At 49.8% G+C, this 20,175-nt stretch carries 12 protein-coding genes and 1 tRNA gene; 9 read left to right on the forward strand and 4 right to left on the reverse strand.

What is annotated here, in order from left to right; all coding sequences use genetic code 11:
- Positions 1-213: 213 nt before the first annotated feature.
- The 3 genes from MKY52_RS21860 to MKY52_RS21870 form a co-directional block, all read right to left on the reverse strand.
- Positions 214-279: a putative holin-like toxin gene (locus tag MKY52_RS21860; protein ID WP_341055587.1), complete on the reverse strand. Its 66-nt coding sequence runs from the start codon at positions 277-279 to the stop codon at positions 214-216.
- A gap of 77 nt (positions 280-356) precedes the next feature.
- Positions 357-524: a hypothetical protein gene (locus MKY52_RS21865; protein ID WP_341053485.1), complete on the reverse strand. Its 168-nt coding sequence runs from the start codon at positions 522-524 to the stop codon at positions 357-359.
- A 183-nt stretch (positions 525-707) separates the two neighbouring features.
- Positions 708-1,538, reverse strand: coding sequence for a hypothetical protein (locus MKY52_RS21870; protein ID WP_341053486.1), 831 nt, complete (start codon positions 1,536-1,538; stop codon positions 708-710).
- Positions 1,539-2,071: 533 nt separating this feature from the next.
- Here MKY52_RS21870 and MKY52_RS21875 point away from each other — a divergent pair.
- Together MKY52_RS21875 and MKY52_RS21880 are read left to right on the forward strand one after the other, a co-directional pair.
- Complete coding sequence (locus MKY52_RS21875; RefSeq protein WP_341053487.1) at positions 2,072-6,370, forward strand: S-layer homology domain-containing protein; 4,299 nt, start codon at positions 2,072-2,074, stop codon at positions 6,368-6,370.
- Positions 6,371-6,405: 35 nt separating this feature from the next.
- Positions 6,406-10,539: a DUF4855 domain-containing protein gene (locus tag MKY52_RS21880; RefSeq protein WP_341053488.1), complete on the forward strand. Its 4,134-nt coding sequence runs from the start codon at positions 6,406-6,408 to the stop codon at positions 10,537-10,539.
- A 16-nt stretch (positions 10,540-10,555) separates the two neighbouring features.
- On the opposite strand, the gene MKY52_RS30415 is transcribed toward MKY52_RS21880, so the two are convergent.
- Positions 10,556-10,897, reverse strand: coding sequence for a hypothetical protein (locus MKY52_RS30415; RefSeq protein ID WP_445667193.1), 342 nt, complete (start codon positions 10,895-10,897; stop codon positions 10,556-10,558).
- A 57-nt stretch (positions 10,898-10,954) separates the two neighbouring features.
- Here MKY52_RS30415 and MKY52_RS21885 point away from each other — a divergent pair.
- The 7 genes from MKY52_RS21885 to MKY52_RS21915 all read left to right on the forward strand — a co-directional run bounded on the left by MKY52_RS21885 (position 10,955) and on the right by MKY52_RS21915 (position 20,027).
- Positions 10,955-11,027, forward strand: a tRNA-Lys gene (locus MKY52_RS21885).
- Between the two features lie 407 nt (positions 11,028-11,434).
- Complete coding sequence (locus tag MKY52_RS21890) at positions 11,435-13,216, forward strand: sensor histidine kinase (protein ID WP_341053490.1); 1,782 nt, start codon at positions 11,435-11,437, stop codon at positions 13,214-13,216.
- Between the two features lie 36 nt (positions 13,217-13,252).
- On the forward strand, positions 13,253-14,797 hold the full coding sequence (locus MKY52_RS21895; RefSeq protein ID WP_341053491.1) for a response regulator transcription factor: 1,545 nt from the start codon (positions 13,253-13,255) through the stop codon (positions 14,795-14,797).
- A 105-nt stretch (positions 14,798-14,902) separates the two neighbouring features.
- Positions 14,903-16,234 (forward strand): extracellular solute-binding protein, encoded by a 1,332-nt coding sequence (locus MKY52_RS21900; RefSeq protein ID WP_149644696.1) that lies wholly within the window; start codon positions 14,903-14,905, stop codon positions 16,232-16,234.
- Between the two features lie 32 nt (positions 16,235-16,266).
- Positions 16,267-17,139 carry a carbohydrate ABC transporter permease gene (locus tag MKY52_RS21905; RefSeq protein ID WP_149644697.1) on the forward strand — a complete coding sequence of 291 codons (873 nt, stop codon included), beginning with the start codon at positions 16,267-16,269 and terminating at the stop codon, positions 17,137-17,139.
- 56 nt (positions 17,140-17,195) lie between these two features.
- Positions 17,196-18,056 carry a carbohydrate ABC transporter permease gene (locus tag MKY52_RS21910; RefSeq protein ID WP_341055589.1) on the forward strand — a complete coding sequence of 287 codons (861 nt, stop codon included), beginning with the start codon at positions 17,196-17,198 and terminating at the stop codon, positions 18,054-18,056.
- 60 nt (positions 18,057-18,116) lie between these two features.
- Positions 18,117-20,027, forward strand: coding sequence for a beta-N-acetylhexosaminidase (locus MKY52_RS21915; RefSeq protein ID WP_341053493.1), 1,911 nt, complete (start codon positions 18,117-18,119; stop codon positions 20,025-20,027).
- Positions 20,028-20,175 lie beyond the last annotated feature (148 nt).

Raw genomic sequence — 20,175 nt, forward strand, 5'->3', positions numbered from 1 at the left:
CTAAAGAAACGGCAGAAATGCCGTTTTTTTGTTGTTTGGAGAGTGGAGTCACTTTTTTTGGTTTAGATCGTGGTATAGTTTGGGTAGATAAAACGTACAATGCAAAGAGAGCCGTGCGTCAACACGACTCTCGGTGCAATAGCCGCTTTTAAGGGCGGCGGCTTTCAGATGTTCAGTCAGAAAATAGACCGTTTTCCTTTTCGATAGGGCGGTCTATTTCTTTTTGAGGTAATTTAGCAAAGTAATAACGAACATTCCGAACATGAACATCAGTGACAACGCTTAATAAACCTCCATGGCCTCACCTCCCTTCGGGGAGATTAGCGATCATTGAGTCTATTAGGGTTTACCGAGATTCAGTAGAACTGACGCCATTCACCACCGTCTACTTTTCTACGTATCTCGGTCAAACATTTCAACCAATGAAATAAATCGTTCAGCAAATCTTCAATCTGATCCGTCATGGACAGCTTGGTAGCGCCAGCGAAGATCTCCGTTGATCTGGACGAATCGAATTTGTACACTGTGAAAGACTCCGCCCGGTCTTTCCCTTCAAAATCCTGATCATAACGTTGGACAATGGCTGTGATTGCTTGTTGTTCGCTTTCTGTTAGGACATATTCCCTCGTGCATGTGTAATAAATAGAAACACTGATAAGTCATTCCCCCCAAACATAGAAATGGATGCAATATCCAGTTACTGTTCATTACCCTCCAAAAGTCGAAAGCAAACTAGGCCAAACCTGCATTCTGGCGCCGCATGAAGGACAATTCATATCCCCGGCCAAATACGGCAATTGGTTCAAAAAAGAGGAATCGCCCAGCTGATCGGCTCGCTCCGCCAGTATTTGATGTTCCGCTTCAACGAATGCCTCAACGGGAGTAACCTCATGTGCTGCCTGAAGGGGTTCGAATACCGGATCTTCCGCGAATGCTTGTATACGACCGCCTTCTCCGCTCGGCCACAAGTAAGCCTCTTGATTACATGCTCCGCAAACGGCCACATATTCGTCGCCAGCCGTAAAATTCAGAAACATGTTTGCCACGCTCTGGGATTCCCGATAAGCCGCGTCGGCAATGAGAACATATCTTTTTTCGGTATCGCTGCTTATTTCTTGTTTGGCGTAGGCCAACATCTCTGGAACCAGCGAAGCAAGCTCCGCTATCGCTTTTAAGTAAGATTGGTAAATCTCCGCGCAAACCTCGTTTCCCGCTTCAGCAGCGAGTCCGTTCCAATCAGAGGGATACGGCTCAGATCTTGTTTTGTCATGACACGACTCGATAATCCCGCAAGTGATGTAGATTTCATGGCGCACTTCCATATTTTTTGATTCGAGAGCAAGTTTGGCCAGATAAGGTACTGCCGCGTAAGTGACGGTATAGATCGTATTTTGGTGATATAAGTGCTCCTGGAATAGCTCGTCGAAAACTTCTTTATCGAAATCAAGCATCAGACGCTCCAACAGTTCAGGTACCATTTCGCCCGACTCGTAAGGACCGGTTAGCTTGCCCCACAGTTCGCTGTTTAATTGTAACAAGAGGAATCACTCCCATCCCTATTCAAGTGGATACATTTTCTATATTATCCTATAAGATCGGCGGGTCCTGAATAGGGCAACGGATATACTCCCCCTCGAGAATAGGGCTTAAAGCCTAGGACGATTCCCCTTAATTCCACATCAAAAGCCAAGATTTGTTCATGGGTCTAGTCGTTTTAGACTCCCATTACGGGTAGACGGAGAATGTGCAGGGCGTAGCGTATCCCCTAGGCTCCATTTCCATAACATGAAGAAAAGCCACTTCTACTGAAATGGCTTTTTTCTTTTTCACTACTCTTCGAAAGGATCACGATTTTGTACTATTAATTAGCATGAGATATGACAGAAATGCTGGCATGCTTGATTCATCATAGAAGGCCGAATGTCCACATTTGTATATGTATTGTAAAGACAAGTATATCGATGAAACGAATGCCCCTACTTATAATAAAATTGCTGCAGCAGTTGAGCATGGAGGGTCATGCGGTAAGCTGGAGTAAAATTCGAGCTAATAAACAACGGGGGGGATCTTAGTGCGTTTACGGTATAGGAATATTTTTTTAGTGTTTTTTGTTACCGCTTTCATTTTAGTTGCCGTTTCATCGGAGAAGTCCGACGCCGCAACAGGTAATCTGGCTTTAGGAAAGACGGCTTATTCGTCGTCGAACGAAGTAGACTTTTTCGGGCCTGAGAAAGCGGTCGACGGTGGCAATCGGGATGCAAGCCGCTGGTCTTCGGAAAGAACGGATGACCAGTGGTTCTACGTTGATCTGGGCGAGCCTGTAGAAATTGGAAGAGTAATCATCAACTGGCAGACTCCGGCGGAACAATATCAAGTTCTTGTGTCTGACGATGCGGTAACCTGGAGGAACGTATTCGCGGACAACCGCGTGCTCGTCGCCCGCGGACCAGTCGAGGATACGATCGATTTTGAGCCGACACTGGCGCAATACGTTAAGTTCCAAGGAGTAACGCGACGTCCAATTGAGGATATCTATTACGGATACTCCTTCTGGGAATTCGAGGTATACAAGGGCAAACCGCTGTTGCCGCCTATGATGGATGCGGTCAAAAACAGCATCGTCGTCTCCGAGGGAGACACTCAGCTGAACCTGCCCGCTGTACCGGATGGTTATACGCTGACACTGGTGAACACGGACAGCTTGCCGGTGATCGACGAGCAGGGCAATATTCATGCGCCGCTTGTGGATACTCAGGTTCAGCTGCTGCTGCAAATCGAGAGCGACAGCGATCCGACATATCTGTTAGCGGATAATGCGCTAGTCACCGTACCTGGTCTTTACGAGCAGACGAGCGATCGGAACCCGGAGCCGCGAGTCATTCCTTCTTTGCGTGAGTGGCTGGGCACAACCGGCGAGTTCCGCTTGACGGATAAATCCAATATCGTCATTCGCGCGGAGGATGAAGCGGCTCTGCAGGGGACGGCCAATATTTTGCGGAAGGACTTGCTTGAATTAACGAAGCTTCCGCTGACGGTTACGGTTGGTTCACCTCAAGAGGGGGACATCTATTTGGTGCTGGATGCCGCGCAAACGGGATTGGGGACAGAGGGCTATGAGCTGAATATCGGCGAATATACTTCCGTCGCTGGCTCCGATCAGACGGGCGTCATGTTCGGCACAAAAACGATCCTTCAACTGCTCGGCCACGATGCCGATCATAAGACGATGCCCAAGGGGCAATCGCGCGATTATCCGAAATACGCGGATCGCGGCTTCATGCTCGATGTGGGCCGCAAGTTTTATACGATCGAATTTTTGCGGGATTATGTGAAGTTGATGTCCTACTATAAGATGAACCGGTTCCAGATTCATCTGAACGATGATGTCGGCGATTTCGGTTACTTCCGTCTGGAGAGCGAGAAATTCCCGGGAGTGACGAGCAAGGACGGCTTCTATACGAAGCAGCAATTCAGAGACCTGCAGCTGCTTGGGATGGAATACGGCGTAAACGTCGTGCCGGAAATCGATACACCGGGCCATTCCGGCGCGTTCATCGCTTACGACCCTAGGTTGGGCAGCAACAATCAGCTGGATATCAATCGTCCGGAGACGCTCGACTTCATTAAAGAACTCTTTGACGAGTATCTTGACGGCAGCAATCCGACCTTCGTCGGCCCGGACGTGCACGTCGGCACGGATGAATATTTCGGTGACGACAAGGAGGCGTTCCGCAGGTACGCGGATATGCTCCTTAACCACATTAACAGCAAAGGCAAGCGCGCTCGTCTGTGGGGCAGTCTGTCCGCATATGACGGCACGACGCCAGTCAGCAACAATGCGACGATGGACATCTGGTATGAGCCGTACGGAAGTGTCCTGCAGGCCATTGAGCTTGGCTACGACGTTGTCAATACCAACACGAACTTGCTTTATATCGTTCCGCAACTGTACCGCAGCTATTTGAATTACGATTTTATTTACAATGAGTGGGAGCCTAATGATTGGCTGGAGACGAAGCTTCCTTATGGGCACCCGCAGGTAAAAGGCGGCATGTTCGCGCTCTGGAACGACGTGTCCGTAGAGAAGGGCGTCTCCATGGCGGACTCGCATCAGCGTATCTTGCCTTCCATGCAAGTACTAGCGGAGAAGCTGTGGAGAGGCAACCGCGTCGACCGGAACTTTGCAAGCTTCCAGGCGGACGCCGCAAAGTATGTGGACCCGCCAGGAGTTCATCAGTCGCACAAGCTTCAAGTCGACAATGAGCGCAATATCGTGCTCGATTATACTTTCGACGAGGGCTTCGCGGATCGTTCGGGCAACGGCTTTGATGGCAACGCGGTAAATGCAGGCGGGGAGAAGGGAATCTTCGGGCAAGCAGTAAGGCTCAAAGGGGGAGCAAGCTACGTGGAAACGCCGCTTCGCACGCTCGGTTTCGGATGGACGATGTCCATGTGGATCAAACCGGACGCTGACAACCCGCAAGGAGCTGTGCTGCTGGAATCTCCGGATGGACAGCTGAAATATAACATCGGGGGCAGCGGCAAACTGGCCATCACGAAAGAAAATTACGTCAGCGAATTCAATTATAAGCTGCCGACCGACCGCTGGACCCATGTCATAATGATCGGCGACGACACGGGGACCTCCATCTTCATTAACGGCAGTGAGTATACGGCTACTCTCAAAGACGGCTCCAAGTTGGAAACGTTCGTATTGCCAGTAGCCAAAATAGGCAGTGAAACGAATGCTTTTAAAGGCTTGATTGACGAACTCATCGTAAGGAACACCTACGTGGACCTACATGGAAATCTGGCTTTGCATAAGCAAGCCGAATCCTCGCTGCCGGAATCCTCGTCCTACACGGCGGACAAAGCGGTGGACGGCAGAGGGGACACCAGATGGTCCAGCGATTGGGTGGACGATACCTGGTTCATGGTGGATCTGGGTGAAATGAAGAACATTGATGCTGTATCTATTTTGTGGCAAACGGCTTACGGCTCGAAGTACCGCATTCTCGTGTCCGAGGACAAGGAGAACTGGACGAATGTCGTGAAAGACAACAACGGCGAGATTAACGGCAAGCCGGGACGCGTCGTGACTACCTTCCAAAGCACGCCGGCCAGATACGTGAAGTTCGAAGGCGTGTCCAGAGCTACAATGTTCGGCTATTCCTTTGAGGAATTTGAAGTGTACGGAGAGGAATATAAGCTCGGCAATCTACGGCCGATTATCGACCTGTTGACGGCTATTGAGGCCAACAAGCTCGTTGAGGACAATTACTCTCCTGAGGGCTGGGCACAGCTTCAACAGGCGATGGTACAAGCGACTGCGGCGATTCAAAACGCCCAGCTGACTCGTCCTGAGGCCGAGCAGGCGTATGCCGGGCTGAGCGTTGCGCGCGATCGTCTAACGATCGAAGACGTAATGGGTCTGATCGAGCTTAATGTGAATGAAAGCATTGCCGCGAATCTCTATCTACCGCAGAAAGGACAGCTCGGCACGCGTATCGTCTGGAGCAGCTCGAAGCCCGACTATCTGAATGCCAACGGACAATTGTTGCAACGTCCGTCAGGCAGCGACATGGAGGTCGTGCTGACCGCGACGATCAGCAAGGGAGATGCATCCGCGAAAAAAACGTTCAAGATCAAAATCAAAGCGTTGCCTAGCTCTGGTGGCGGAGGATGGGTTCCGACTCCAATAACTCCAGATCCGGAAGGAGGCCAAAACGGCGGTTCGAATCCGGGAGGCGGAGATCCAGGCAATGGCAATGAGAACGGCAACGGCAATGGCGGGGAGTCTGGCGGATCGACAACGGTTCGACTGAACGATATTGCGAGCCATTGGGCAGAAGCGTTCATCAAACGGGCCGTCGAGCTTGGATTCGTAGCGGGCTATACCGACGAGACGTTCAAGCCGAATAAGACGGTCAGCAGGGACGAATTCGTCGTCATGTTGGTCAAAGCGTTGAAGCTGAAAGGTACGAACAGTTCGCTGGACTTCGCGGACGCAGGTTCAATTCAAGCTTGGGCGAATCCTTATATTGCACAAGCCTTGGAATCCGGCCTGATCAGCGGCTATGCGGATGGGACCTTCCGTCCGAAGGCTTCGATTAGCCGAGCAGAACTGGCAGCGATGATTGTTCGCGGCTTGGGCCTGAAGACTTCGGAAGGGCATGAGCTCTCTTATGCGGACGCGGATCAAATCCCGGCTTGGGCGAAGCCGTACGTGGCAGCAGCCCAGGAGGCGGGAGTAATGAACGGTCGCGGGGACAACCGGTTTGCCCCGGCCGCCTCGGCGACGCGTGCTGAAGCTGTGGTCGTCATTCTGAACATGCTCGATGCGCTTGCAGAATTGCAAGCGCAGGAGTAGAACTAATTATGTATAGAAAGAGAGCGTGAGCTTAAGTGAAAACTAGACGAAGTTTGACTGCTTTGCTGCTTGTCCCGGTCATGCTATTCTCGTTGATATCCTCCGTGTATGCGGAGGAGCCGGGCGGAGAGAGTGCCAGCTTTTATAATTTGGTTCAAGGGAAAACGTACACATGGTTGGATCAGCCGGAGGACACTTTCCCGGATGACGGGACGAAGCTGACGGACGGCAATGCCGTAGACACATCCCGTGACAGCGGCAACTGGGTGGGCCACCGCTACAAGAAATCCCGTTCAGTTGTGTTTGATCTAGGCGAGCAAAAAACGATCAAGGACGTGAGCGCGCGTTTCTTGCAAGATTGGCCGAACAACGAAACGCTTGTACCGCTCACCGTTTCATTCTACGCGTCTGACGATGGGGTGAACTGGGGCGTATTGTCTCATAATGCGACTAAATTGTTATGGGGCGATCAGACCAACACCGAGACGTATAAATGGGACGGCAGCCCAGAGACCGGAGTCGTCAAGCGTGGCGATTATACCGAAGGATTGGTTTACGCTCAGTATGTGAAAGTGGTGTTCTCCGTGCATCCGAGGGCGTGGACTATGATCGACGAGGTGACGATAACCGGCGCGGACGGCTTGATCGACGGAGCCCAGCCAGTGCAGCCCGAACCTTATAGTCTCCAGCAACCTGGGGAGGCTACTGGCGGGATTGAAAATTTGGGCTTGCTGTATAACGGGCATTACCCGGATGGTACAGGAACCTGGACGAAGGAACGGGTTATCCCTAATATCAGCTATGTGAACAAGCAGGGAGAGCCTGTCGATTGGCTGTTCGACGGCGTGCTGTATCTGGGTTTGACGTCGGAAAACGGCAGAGGCTTCGGCGCGGTTGAAGCGGCCGGCAAAGCCAGAAGAGTGGAATGGGAATGGTATTTGAATAAAACGTTTAACACCGGCGGCGATATGAGCGCGCTGAACGAGGCGACGGCCGAGGTAGGCGCGAAGCTTGGCGAGCCTGACCGTAAGACGAAGGTTGTTATGATGATACCCGATCCGGGCGAATATCAGTCCGATTTTGGCAGCATTAACGATGAAAATCTGGACTTCAACCTAAGTGTGGTCGGTAATGCCGCATCGCTGAACAACCGGGCCAAAGCGATTCAGTGGTGGACCGATGAAGTACAAGCAAGATGGGCGGCTGCGGGCTACTCGAATCTGGAGCTCGTCGGCATGTATTGGCTGGAGGAACAAATAAGCACGCATTCGACTGGCCCGGAGATGGTCAAGAAAGCGAGCGACATCGTTCATAACGCTGACCTGAAGATGTTCTGGATCCCTCATTCTTTGGCTTATAAGAAATTCATGTGGAAGGATGTCGGCATCGATGCCGTATCTCTGCAGCCGAACTATTTCTTCGAGAAAATGGAGTTCTCGCGTCTGGAAGATACAGCGGATATGGCGAAACGGTACGGCATGTCGCTGGAGCTGGAGTTCGATGACCGGATGATCAATGACGCCGTCTTCCGCGAGCGGTTCATCGATTACTTGAACAGCGGCGTGGATACAGGGCTAATGCAGCAAGGGTATAGAGCGTACTATCAAGGCAACAACGCCATTTTCAGCGCGGCGAAAAGCGAGGATCCTGCTACCCGCGTCCTCTACGATTGGCTGTACCAATTCGTGAAGGGCACTTATCAGAAGCAAGACGCCGCTGCGCCTGATGTTGTAGCGCTCATGAACGGGGAGCCGATCTCGGAGCATACGATTGTGCCTGATACGACACAAGCCGCCTTCACCTGGGCCATTCCGGGAGATGATGACAGCGGTATCGTCAAAGTAACGGCCAAGTATGACGGCAAACCTTATACGCAAGGAACTATAGTAGATCTGACGGGCAAGCCGGGCAAGCATGTGCTGGAGCTGACGGTGGCGGCTGCCAAATCCAAGACGGTTAAGTTCGTAATAGAAGCTCGTTTGGGCGCTGAAGGTCTATTGGCTCTTGTTGATAAATACGCAGACAACAAGCAGCTTAGCAATGCCGATACGGTACGCGCTATGCGCAACGCTCTGATTATGATGGAGCGTACGCAAGAGAGCGATTCTGAGGAAGCCATAGGCTATTTGCTGGCATTCAATGCGAAGCTGGAAGGGGCTAAAGGCCTTGAATTTGTAACGAAAGGCGCTTATACGGCCCTGAAGGAAGGCGTGTATTACGAGATTGGCAGCATCGCACAAGACAAAGAAGCAGAGGCATCCTCGACGGAAGCCGCAGGTCTAGAGCCTTCTAAGGCGCTGGATGGCGCACCGGGTACGCGCTGGGCGAGCCAAGTGCGCGATACGGCTTGGTTCCAGATCGATCTGGACAGCAAGCAAACCTTCGATACGGTCCGCATCGATTGGGAATATGCGCGCGCGGACCAATACCGTCTGAGCGTCTCGGATGATAAGCAGACGTGGGAGCCCTTGAAAGTCGGCAACAATGGCGTGGTTAAAGCGTCCGACGGCAAGAATACGCTGGTATTCCCGGCAACGACGGCGAGATACATCAAGTTTGAGGGACTGAATCGGGCTACGTTCTACGGTTATTCCTTCTATGAATTCGGCGTGTACAATCTTTCCCAGCGGCAAGAGCTGAAGACATTGGACGGCATACAAGCCGCCGTGGACGCCTCCACGAAGAAAGTTACGATCAATGGGTTAGTCATGAACGGCAAGAAAGAACATTTGTATGTCAAAGTGCTTGACCCAAAAGGCAACATTCAATATACCGGCCAGACGGGCACTGAGGATGACGGAAGCTTCCGCATCGCCTTTACGTTGACCGGAGAAGAGCAAGGACTGTATACGGTCGAGCTTGAAACGGATGACATGACGACTCCAGCGCAGGCCGCCTTCGAATATCGCAAGCCGCCTTCCACTGGCGGAGGCAATGGGGGCAGCATTGGAGGCGGTTCGGCGCAAGATCCGTATACGTTGCAAACGTACGATTCAGTCAAAGCCGTGCTTGTCCCGACATTGAAAGGCAATCAGGCTGTGGCTTCGGTCGGAGTAGCAGATCTGAATGCCGCGATTCTCAAGGCAACAGCCGACAGCAACGGCAACAAGCATATTCGTCTTGAATTAAAGCTGTCGAACGCGGCTGTCAGCTATGCTTTGGAGCTTCCCGCAGCTAATCTGACGAACCAGTCTAATCTGATTCTGCATATCTCCACGCCGTATGCCCAGCTTGCTTTGACTGGCGACATGCTGGCTGGAGTCAAGGAGAATGCCGGAAAGCTGCTCGTTATCGTAAGCGACCATGCAGGCGAGTATCGCGGCAACGAAGCGGCTGGCCGGATCGGCAACAGGCCAATCGTTGAAGTTGCATTGCAACTGGACGGTGAAGCTCTGTCTTGGAACAATGCGAAGGCACCGATTTCCATTGCGATTCCGTATTCGCTTCAAGCGGGCGAGCAAGCTGCTGATCTGCAAGCTTTCGAGCTGACGGGCGACAGCGCGGCGGCAATTGATGGCACGTCTTATGACAAAGACAAGGGCGTACTGCGATTCTCCATCGACCAAGTCGGCGTCTACGCTGTCGGCGGCAAGAAACCAGTTGCGTTCACTGACCTTGGCAAGCATGAATGGGCGCGCGAGGCGATAGAGAAGCTGGCCGAAAGAGGTATCGTCAAAGGCACTTCGATCGAAAATGGCACTTTCAGCCCCTTAAATCAAGTAACGCGAGCTGATTTTATCCTTATGCTGGTGAACATGCTTGACCTGCGCGCCGAGATTACCTCGACGTTCACCGATGTGAAACCGAATGATTATTACTACGATGCGGTGTCCATCGTCAAGCAATTGGGAATCGTTTCGGGAGTGAACGAAGTTAACTTTGCTCCTCGTGACTCAATCAGCCGCCAGGACGCTATGGTTATGCTAACCCGAGCGCTTCAAACGACGGGGGCAATCAAGCCGTCCGCATCCGGTTCAACACTTGAGGGCTTCCGTGATGCGAGCCAGATTGCGCCATATGCTGCGGACAGCGTGGCAACTCTGTTCGAGCATGGGCTGGTTACGGGCTCGGGCGGCTATATGAAGCCGAAGAGTACGACCAGCAGAGCGGAAGCGGCGACGTTCTTGTATCGCGTTCTTCAATTAATCGAGGGGCAGCAGCAGGAGTAGACGCGGGAACAATTGATTAAAGCACATTCCGATTAGTGCGGCAACGCGACCGGAATGTGCTTTTTCGAAGATACAGAATAAAACTTCCTGAATGGACGGATGAAGCCGGTAAGCCGTCCCGCGCTTCCTCGGGTGTCCTGATGCGCCGTCCGCGACGAATGGTAACGCACAGCGCTTCGCTCATCCACCGGAGGAGCTCCAGGTCGGGGCCTTCGGACCGAGGGCCATGCGGGGTATAGCCGGATAACGTTGTCCCGACGAAATCCATAGAATGGATTGCAAGTTGTTTTTTTTGGAAAATTTTTGATTGCCTCGGGGTGTCTTTGGTAGTGAAACCAACAACGGCGGGAGAGCGCATCGCTGGCAGCGATGAGGTCAGGGATTCGATCCCCCTTGGCCCCACCAAACATCATATGTACTCTTAGCTCAGCTGGTAAAGCAGTAGATTCTTAATCTATTTGTCCAGGGTTAGAGCCCCTGAGAGTCCATCCTAAAGAAACGGCAGAAATGCCGTTTTTTTGTTGTGTGGAAAATGAATGGATTATTAATTGATTTCAATCATGGCATACTTTGGGTAGAAAAAACGCTCAATGCAAGCAGAGCCGTGTGGAAACACGACTGCCGGTGCAATAGCCGCTTTTCGAAGGATCAAACAGGAAATAGACCGTATTCCTTTGCGAAAGGGCGGTCTATTTTTTTGTGCTGAGGTAAGATCCGGTGCTCTCTCCCGGTACATCGACGACCTCAAGACCTGGCAATGCTTCATCAAGTCAACAATAGACTCTAGTCGGTACGAGCGACTTAGGTTATTATGAAAGCGCAAACAAGTTTTCTGGAAGTCTTGAAAGCTACAATTTAGCTACAGAGCACAAAGGTAATCTGAACGGAGGATACGATGGAAAACTGGTTAGGTAAATCGTTAAAGCAGAAGCTGAGCTTGTTGATTATTATTTCGGTATTGGTACCGGTGTTGTCTCTGGGACTGTTCTCTTATTATATTGCTGAAAGCTTAACGGAGGAGAAAGCGAAAAGCTCCGGCATGAACACGCTTCGGCAAATTGGTGCCTATTTGGAAAATATGGTGAGCGATGTCGAGAATCTATCACTATTCCTCATCGGCCACCCTGATGTCCAAAGCTATTTGAAAACACCGGAACACGATTTGTTAAAGCAAACCTCGATCGTTAATTTACTTACAACATTATCGATTTCCAAACCATATATCGCCAATGTCATGATCGAATCCAATGAAGATAATAAGCCATCTGTTTCCTTCAGATCCGTCCTCGAATCAGAATGGACCGATATTCAAAGCGAGTATCCCGGTTATTATGAGGAATATCCTAAATGGTGGTCTCCGGTGCATCACTTCGTTACGTCGGACGGCAAAGAGGATGTCATTACGATGTCGCGGCCGATTCGCAGCACATCCAAATATTACAGCATCGGCATGCTTAAAATTAGCTTGACACAATCGGTTATCTCTAGCCATTTAAAGCAAGCTGGACTAGAGGGTGAAGGCGTCGCCCTGCTGTTGGACGGACAAAATCGGATATTGGCTGGGCCAGAAGGGTATTCGACTAACAAGAACTTGAACGATTATTTTCCCGGAATAGTTGATTTCAAGAGCAAGTCGGGTTCGTTCGATTACGGAGAAGCGGAGGAGCGGAGTACAGTACTGTACTACCAGATGCCGAATGTTAACTGGAGGCTCGTAGGCATCATTCCGGCAAAAGCTTACAGAGCGCAGAACCAGTATTTTTTAACGTTAACTGCAATTGCAGTCAGCATTTCCATGCTTTTTGTCATCGCTTTTGTACTTGTACTTATTCAAAAGGTGACGAAACCGCTGTCTGCATTAACGAAGTTTCTTAGGAATTCCAGCCCAGACGAACCACTGCCGACGCTGCCCGTCACATCGATCGATGAGGTTGGACAACTGATTATTAGCTATAATCGGATGAGCTCGCGAATTATTAATCTAACCGATGAGGTGAAGCACAACGAAGCGTTGAAGAAGGAAGCGGATATGTCGGCGCTTCAAGCGCAGATCAATCCGCATTTTCTATACAATACGTTATCGTCAGTCCACTGGATGGCACTAATGAAGGGAGACGAAAAAATTGCAGATATGGTCGGCTCATTGAGTGATTTTCTTCGTTTCAGCTTAAATAAAGGACAGGAATATTGTGCAATCAGCCAAGAAATTTTGCATGTAGATCATTATGTGAAGATCCAGTCCATTCGATATCCAGATAAATTTGATTACGAGGCGAATATTCCGGCGGAGCTGCTCGATATGAGAATGCTGAAGCTGCTGCTCCAGCCGCTAATTGAAAATGCGATGATTCATGGCATTTTGAAAAGAGAGGGTAAAGGAAGCATTATCGTTAAAGCGGTGTCAGCGGGAGAGCGTATTACGTTTATTGTTCAGGATGACGGTGTCGGCATGAGCAGGGAAAGATTGGAGCTGCTGAGGGAGAAGATAAGCGCAAACTTGGGCATTGATCCGCTAAAGAATAATGACTCGGCAGGTAGCAGCTACGGATTGCGCAACGTGCATAATCGGCTGCAGCTTCATTATGGGCATGAAGCCGGTTTGCGGATCGAAAGCGTAGAAGGAAGCGGCACTAAAGTTAGTTTTACCATTATACCGATCCAATCAGAAATCAAATAGGCTACAACCTTTGTGGGAAGGAAGGAGAATCTGTACATGAAGCTGTTAATTGTAGATGACGAAGTCATTATTAGGACCGGCCTTAGCACGGTTATTAAATGGGAAGAGAATGGCATTGAGTTGCTCGCGCCGGCTGCTTCCGCGGAGGAAGCGCTGATGCGCATTCCGATAGAGTGTCCTGACATCATTCTAACCGATATTCGGATGACGGGAATGACGGGATTGGAATTGTCTCGCGAGGTTAAGCGGAATTTTCCTTACATTGAAATTGTTATATTGTCTGGATTCGATGATTTTGCATATGCACAGCAAGCGATGCGGGAAGGAATAAGTGATTATTTGCTTAAAAATAGCCGTCCTGGCGATATCATGACTGCGGTTATGCGCGTGAAGCAGCGTATCGTCAGCAGACGGGAGGCCGTGCTTCAAGAAGTCATCCATCAAACGGCGTTCCGTTGGAAGCAACTAGATCGGTTTCTTCGCGGGGACAATCTCCTGACGGAGCGTGAAAGTGAGGAACTGTTGATCTATTATCCTGAGCTGAGGCTCGGATCGGATATGGAGAAGCTAGAGTTATGGCTAGTTACATCTGCGTCTCCACTGACAATGAAGGAGGAGACGGAAAGTGAAATGAATGAGGCGGCTGCGATGATTAGGAATTCACTTGGCTGCGTCATTCTGGATTGGGAATATGGATGGCTGCTTATTTTCCGCAGGGGGCAGCCGGGCGCGAAGCGATTGGTTAAGGCGTCGATGGAGCGGGCGGAGCGCGTTTATAACCAGCCTTTTTTTGCCGCATGCGGTGTATGGGCCAGCAACGTGGTAGAACTGAGGGAGTCACTTCGCACCGCCGAACATACCGCCTCGTACCGCTGGTTGGCAGAGGAAGCAAGAATGCTGGCCTATGAGGATATTAAAGATCGGAAAGGAATGCAGACCGTTTGTACGGAAGAAGTGGAGAGTAAGCTAACCGCCGTTCTGAGAAGCGGGAGCCGAGAGGTCGTAAAACAGTGGATTAAAGGTGAACTGGCGAGCATTAGACAGGATGCGGAAGCGACGCCTTGTTCCGTTCAAGCGTATTTGCATTCCTTGATTGTTGGAGGGTACCGCTGGCTAGAGCGTGCAGCAGCGTCCGTTGGTCAATCGATGCCGAAGCTTCCACAGCTTGAACAGTTGGACATAAAGCTGCTTACTGCGAACCCAGAAGAAACTTTGCAGCAGATGCTGCTTGCGATCCATGCGCAGTATGAACGATTAAACGGCAGCAGGAATGAAGCCATTGACCGAACTGTAGCCTATATACGCGAGCATCTTGCAGACAGCTTGTCTTTGGCGCAAGTAGCGGCAAGCGTACATATGAATCCGAACTATTTTAGCAAGCTGTTTAAACAGGAAACAGGTAAAAACTATATTGAGTATGTAACGGAAGCGAGAATGGAATGGGCTAGCCGTTTGTTGAAGGAAACGCCGGCGAAGGTGAGCGAGATCGCTAAGCGGGTAGGCTACGAGGATATGAAGCATTTTAACCAGCTATTTAAGCGTTACAGTGGCGAAACTCCTTCGCAATACCGTTCAAGATGAATCGACGAAGGTGAAAATACCCCCCGTATGGGCTTAATTTTCCCCCCTACGACTTCTCGTCTGTCTTATCTATACTAGGGTTATTACTAAAGGGGGAATATTTGAATGAAGAAGAGACTTGCGTTTGTAACGACAATTATCTTGATGATTGCCCTTTTGGCAACCGCTTGCAACAATAGCGGAAAAAAGGAGCAGAGCAATGAAGACAACAAAAGCTCTGGAGAAAAAACGAAAATATCAATATGGCATAACTTCGCGGGTGACGACCTGCGTGCCAAAGCGGTTAGAGACCTGATTGACAAGTATAAAGAGGAGCATCCAGACGTTGAGGTAGACGCGCAAGCGATCCCGGTTGACGGTTATCGTCAACGCCTAAGCACGGTGGCTGCGGCAAATGAAATGCCAGACGTATTTTTCGTATATGCGGGCAGCCAATCCCAAGAGTTCTATGATGCCGGTAAGCTTCAACCGATTACAGAGTTGATGGATAAATACCCAGAATGGAAGAACAGTTTCTTGGCAGGTGCATTCGACCGCTATGAGTTTGAAAAAGGACAAATTTTCACAGCGCCGCTCGGTATGTCCGCAACTTCGTTCATGTATTATAACAAAGATCTTTTCGAGAAGCATAGTGTAAAAGTGCCGACTACTTGGGAAGAGATGATGACTGCAATTAAAACATTCAACGACAACGGCATTACTCCGATTGCCCTCGGCAATAAAGCGCCATGGGTTGCACAATCGACGATTATCGGTTCGTTGGCTGACCGCGTGACGGGCACGGAATGGTTCTTGAAAGCTGCAGCTCAAGATGGAGCGTCTTTTACAGATCCTGTGTTCATTGATGCTTTGGGCAAGTACAAAGAGCTCGTTGACAATAAAGCGTTTCAAGATGGCGCAAATAGCATCGACAACACGCAAGCAGAGCAATACTTCATTCAAGGCAAGGCAGCTATGATGATTAACGGCGCTTGGTCGCTTACGAATCTTGCAGCATCCGCAACTCCTGAGCAGTTGGCACCTATCGAAGTCACAACAATGCCTGGCATAGAAGGTGGAGCAGGCAAACCGAATACGATTTCCGGTGGCGCAGGCGCTGGCTTTGCGCTTAACAAAAATACAAAAGGCGCACAGAAGCAGGCAGCACTTGATCTGATCTACGCAGTAAGCGGACCGGATGGCCAAAAGGCGATCGCAGAAAGCAACTCAATGGTTATGTACAAAGTAGAACTGGATAAGTCGAAAGTAAGCCCGCTTTACTTCAAAGCTTATGAATTGGCTGTGAATTCTGAAATTACGCCGGTATATGACGCCTATTTATCTGCTGAAGCAGGCGAAGTGATCAACAACGGTCTTCAAGAGCTTATGATGGGCGGTAAGCCGGAGGATGTAGCTAAAAAACTGCAGGATGCGCAAGCGCGTTCGACTAAAAAGTAATCAGACAAAAGTACGTAAAGGAGGCTGTCGCCATGCCTGCATCATTGCGCAGCAGAAGCTTCGTCATCATGGCGCTGCTTCCTGCACTACTCATCTTTATCATCTTTGCGATCGTCCCGATTTTTTGGTCAGCTTACTACGGGTTCTTTGAGTGGAAGGGACTCGGTGCTGCTAAGCTTATCGGGTTGGATAATTATCGAATGATACTAGAGGATCCAGTATTCTGGAGAGCACTGAAAAACAACCTGATCCTTGTTGTCTCGGCAGTAATAGGTCAAGTATCGGTCGCATTGCTGCTTTCATTGTTCTTGCTCAAGAACACGATGTTCAATCGGTTGATGCGCTCCGCCGTATTTCTCCCGATGGTGCTGTCTACAGTCGTCGTCGGTCTCATCTGGGGCTATATTTATCACCCGCAAATCGGTTTGCTGAATCAATTATTGGAGACGCTGGGACTGGAATCTTGGCGCCGACCTTGGCTAGACGATCCTAAAATCAATATGTTTGCCGTATCGATCCCGATTAACTGGGCGAATATCGGCCCGTATCTTATCATTTTCATCGCTGCACTCCAAAATATCTCTTCAGAAATTGAAGATGCTGCGAAGATCGACGGGGCGGTAGCCTGGAGAAAGCTGTTTTTCGTGACGCTCCCGATGATTTGGGGAACAGTTGTTGTAACCATCGTACTGTGCATATCTGGAAGTTTGAAGGCATTCGACCATGTTATCGTCATGACGCGCGGCGGTCCTGCACAATCGACAGAATTGCTCGCCACATATATGTACAATAACACCTTTACGGTATACCGTTACGGCTACGGCTCTGCGGTATCCACAATGATTATTCTGATTAGCGCCGTGCTCATTGGCCTAAATCATATCATCACGAAGAGACGCGGCTAATGGGCGGTCGGCTAATGTTAGCCCGGCCGATGAAGGAGTGAATCGCTATGCAAGCAATGATAGACGCTCGGTCGGAGAAGATGAGAGGCTCGCTGTGGCGTAAGCCGATTTCCGGAATTGCGAAAATCATCCTGTTATTTTATGCCATAATTACATTGTATCCGCTATACTGGTTAGGAATAAGTGCATTCAAGTCGAATCAGGAATTTTTCAATCGTCCCTATTCCTGGCCGCAGCATTGGCAGTTCGACAATATAACCCGGGCATGGGATCTCGGAAATATGGGCCGGGCGGTGCTCAACTCCACAATTGTTACCCTCTCAGCACTGCTGCTGACCATTGTGCTCGGCATGCTTGCAGCTTATGTGCTTGCCCGGTTCCCATTCAAGTTGAGTGGCGTTGTAAAAGGATTGTTCTTGCTAGGCATGCTCATTCCAATTCATAGCACACTCGTTCCATTGTTTATTTTCATGAACAAGCTCGGGATGCTGAATACGTACTGGTCACTCATCCTACCGTATACGGCATTTGAATTACCAATTGCGATCTTCCTTGGAATGTCCTACATCGTATCCATTCCGAGAGAAGTAGAGGAAGCGGCGATGATCGACGGCAACGGCTGGTGGGGAATCTTTGGACGCATCATTTTCCCATTGTCCCTGCCGATCGTCGCTACGATTACAATTCTTGCATTTTTGAGGTTTTGGAATGATTTCTCCTTCGCGCTCGTCTTTATTAATTCTCAAGCGTTGAAGACGCTGCCCCTCAGCTTGTCGCTCTTCTCCGATGGATTCGGAACGGACTACAGCTTAACGATGGGCGCGATGTTTATTGCTGCAATACCAACCATTCTCATCTTTTTGATCTTCCAAGAGCAAATTATGAAAGGCATGGTAGCAGGCTCGGTCAAAGGTTAACACCCTTGATCGAGTTTTTGGTGTAATTTTATATATTTCATTTTTGTGGAGGGATTGATAGTGAAGTTACATTTTATAGGAGAATTGAGCGAGCTTCAATCAGGGCTTCAGTTGCTGCTTGCCGAACTTAAGTCAGAATGGTCGGAGGATGGAATTCCCGTTTTAATAGAACCGTCTTCAGGAGAACTGGAAGTTGGTTATGATGGTAAAAGCGCTTATATTCGTTATAGTGCTAAACATCAGTTCTTCCGCGGCTTGGGACTGTTGATTCAGAAGATTAGTGGCGGAGAGCAATTTCAAATTACAGAGCAACAACAATTCGATGCGATCGGTCCGATGTTTGATTTATCGCGCAATGGAGTGCTGACCGTTGAAAGCTTCAAGTTTATGCTGCGCAAAATGGCGCTGATGGGCTTGAATAGCGTCATGCTCTATTTGGAAGACACTTACGAGATAGAAGGCGAGCCTTATTTCGGCTATATGCGCGGCCGTTACTCGGTGGCGGAGTTGAAGGAAATCGACGATTACGCCGATCAATTCGGCATTGAAGCGTTTCCGAGCATTCAGACACTGGCTCATTTGGAGGAGTTTTTGAAATGGGAGCCGGTAAAGGAATATAAAGATACAAAAGGCGCGTTGCTAGTTGGAGCGGAGAAGACCGATCGTCTGGTCGAAAATATGATTGTCAGCATTAGCGCGCCGTTCCGCAGCCGGAAAATCCACATCGGCATGGATGAAGCGGAAGAGCTTGGACGCGGTAAATTTTTGGATCGCAATGGACATATGAACCGTTTTGATATCATGACAGGCCATCTGGAGCGGGTGCTCGCAGTAACTCGACGGTTAGGGTTGAAACCGATGATGTGGAGCGATATGTTCCTGAAGCTGGCTTCAGCTAACGGTGAAGATTATTATGGCCATGAGACGCAAATATCAGAGGATATGTCGAGCCGCATTCCTAAGGACATAGATATGGTTTACTGGGACTATAACCACGTCGAGGAGAAGGACTACGAAACATTGATCGCCAAACACCGGCCGCTCGGCAATAATCTTATTTTTGCGGGTGCTGTGTGGGTATTCAATACGTTCGGCGTCAATTACGGGCTATCCTTGCCGGCGACCGATGCAGCGCTGACGGTATGCAAGAAGGAAGGCATCCGGGAAGTTTATGCGACGATGTGGGGTGACGACGGAATGGAGAGCAATCCGTACATCGCTTTGCTCGGCTTGCAATTTTATGCGGAGCATGCTTATTCTTCATCGACGCCGACTGACAAGGCGCTGGCCGAGCGCGTTCGGTTCTGCACCGGCATCGAGGCGGATGCTTACATGGGGCTGAAGTATTTGGACGAGACACCGGGAGCTGCAGCAAATAATCAGAAGCAGAGCAATCCGTCTAAGTTTCTGTTGTATCAGGATGTACTGCTGGGGCTGTTCGACAAACAGATTGATGGGCTAGATATGGCGGCTCATTATGCATGGGTGGAAGGCGAAATTACTAGCCGCAGAAAAGCTGAGGCAGAGCTAGATTACTTGTTCGAGGTGCCGCAAAAGCTGTGTGCGGTGCTGAAGCAGAAGAGCGAAATCGGTCTTGAGCTGAAGCGGGCTTATGACAGTGGAGACAAGGCAGTGCTTAGGCGGATTGCAGAGGATGTTTTGCCCGAAATCTCGCTGGGTGTGCAAAATCTTCGCGCCGCACACCGGAAGCAATGGCTATCGATGTTCAAACCGTTCGGCTGGGAGGTGCTCGATATTCGTTACGGCGGCGTTGTAAGCCGGCTGGATACAGCGAGCATGAGGCTGTTAGAATATGCGGACGGAAAGCTCGAACGGATCGAGGAGCTGGAGCAGGAACGATTGTTGTATAGCACGACGAACCGTTTCACCGACAAAGGTGCAGGCTGGTGCAGCTATTATTACCGCATGGCGTCACCTAACGTCTTTTTCCATGTGATCAATCCATTCTAGGTTGAAGAATTATTCTCAAGCAAATTGAAATCAAAGGTACTGGTCATGAAGTGATGGTTAGGGGCTCCGTTTTTTGTATATTTAATGTACAAGCAGTGGGAACGAGGATAAAATACGTGGTGAAGACTGTAAATGATTAGATATAAAG

The organism is Paenibacillus sp. FSL P4-0184 (assembly GCF_038004625.1).
In the GTDB taxonomy this organism is placed as follows: Bacteria; Bacillota; Bacilli; order Paenibacillales; family Paenibacillaceae; genus Paenibacillus_AQ.

What these genes read in the sequence shown, in the direction of transcription:
- MKY52_RS30415 (WP_445667193.1), bottom strand. Translation starts at nt 10,897, where the DNA reads ATGCGCTCTCCCGCCGTTGTTGGTTTCACTACCAAAGACACCCCGAGG.
- MKY52_RS21895 (WP_341053491.1), top strand. Translation starts at nt 13,253, where the DNA reads ATGAAGCTGTTAATTGTAGATGACGAAGTCATTATTAGGACCGGCCTT.
- MKY52_RS21905 (WP_149644697.1), top strand. Translation starts at nt 16,267, where the DNA reads ATGCCTGCATCATTGCGCAGCAGAAGCTTCGTCATCATGGCGCTGCTT.
- MKY52_RS21890 (WP_341053490.1), top strand. Translation starts at nt 11,435, where the DNA reads ATGGAAAACTGGTTAGGTAAATCGTTAAAGCAGAAGCTGAGCTTGTTG.
- MKY52_RS21910 (WP_341055589.1), top strand. Translation starts at nt 17,196, where the DNA reads ATGATAGACGCTCGGTCGGAGAAGATGAGAGGCTCGCTGTGGCGTAAG.
- MKY52_RS21900 (WP_149644696.1), top strand. Translation starts at nt 14,903, where the DNA reads ATGAAGAAGAGACTTGCGTTTGTAACGACAATTATCTTGATGATTGCC.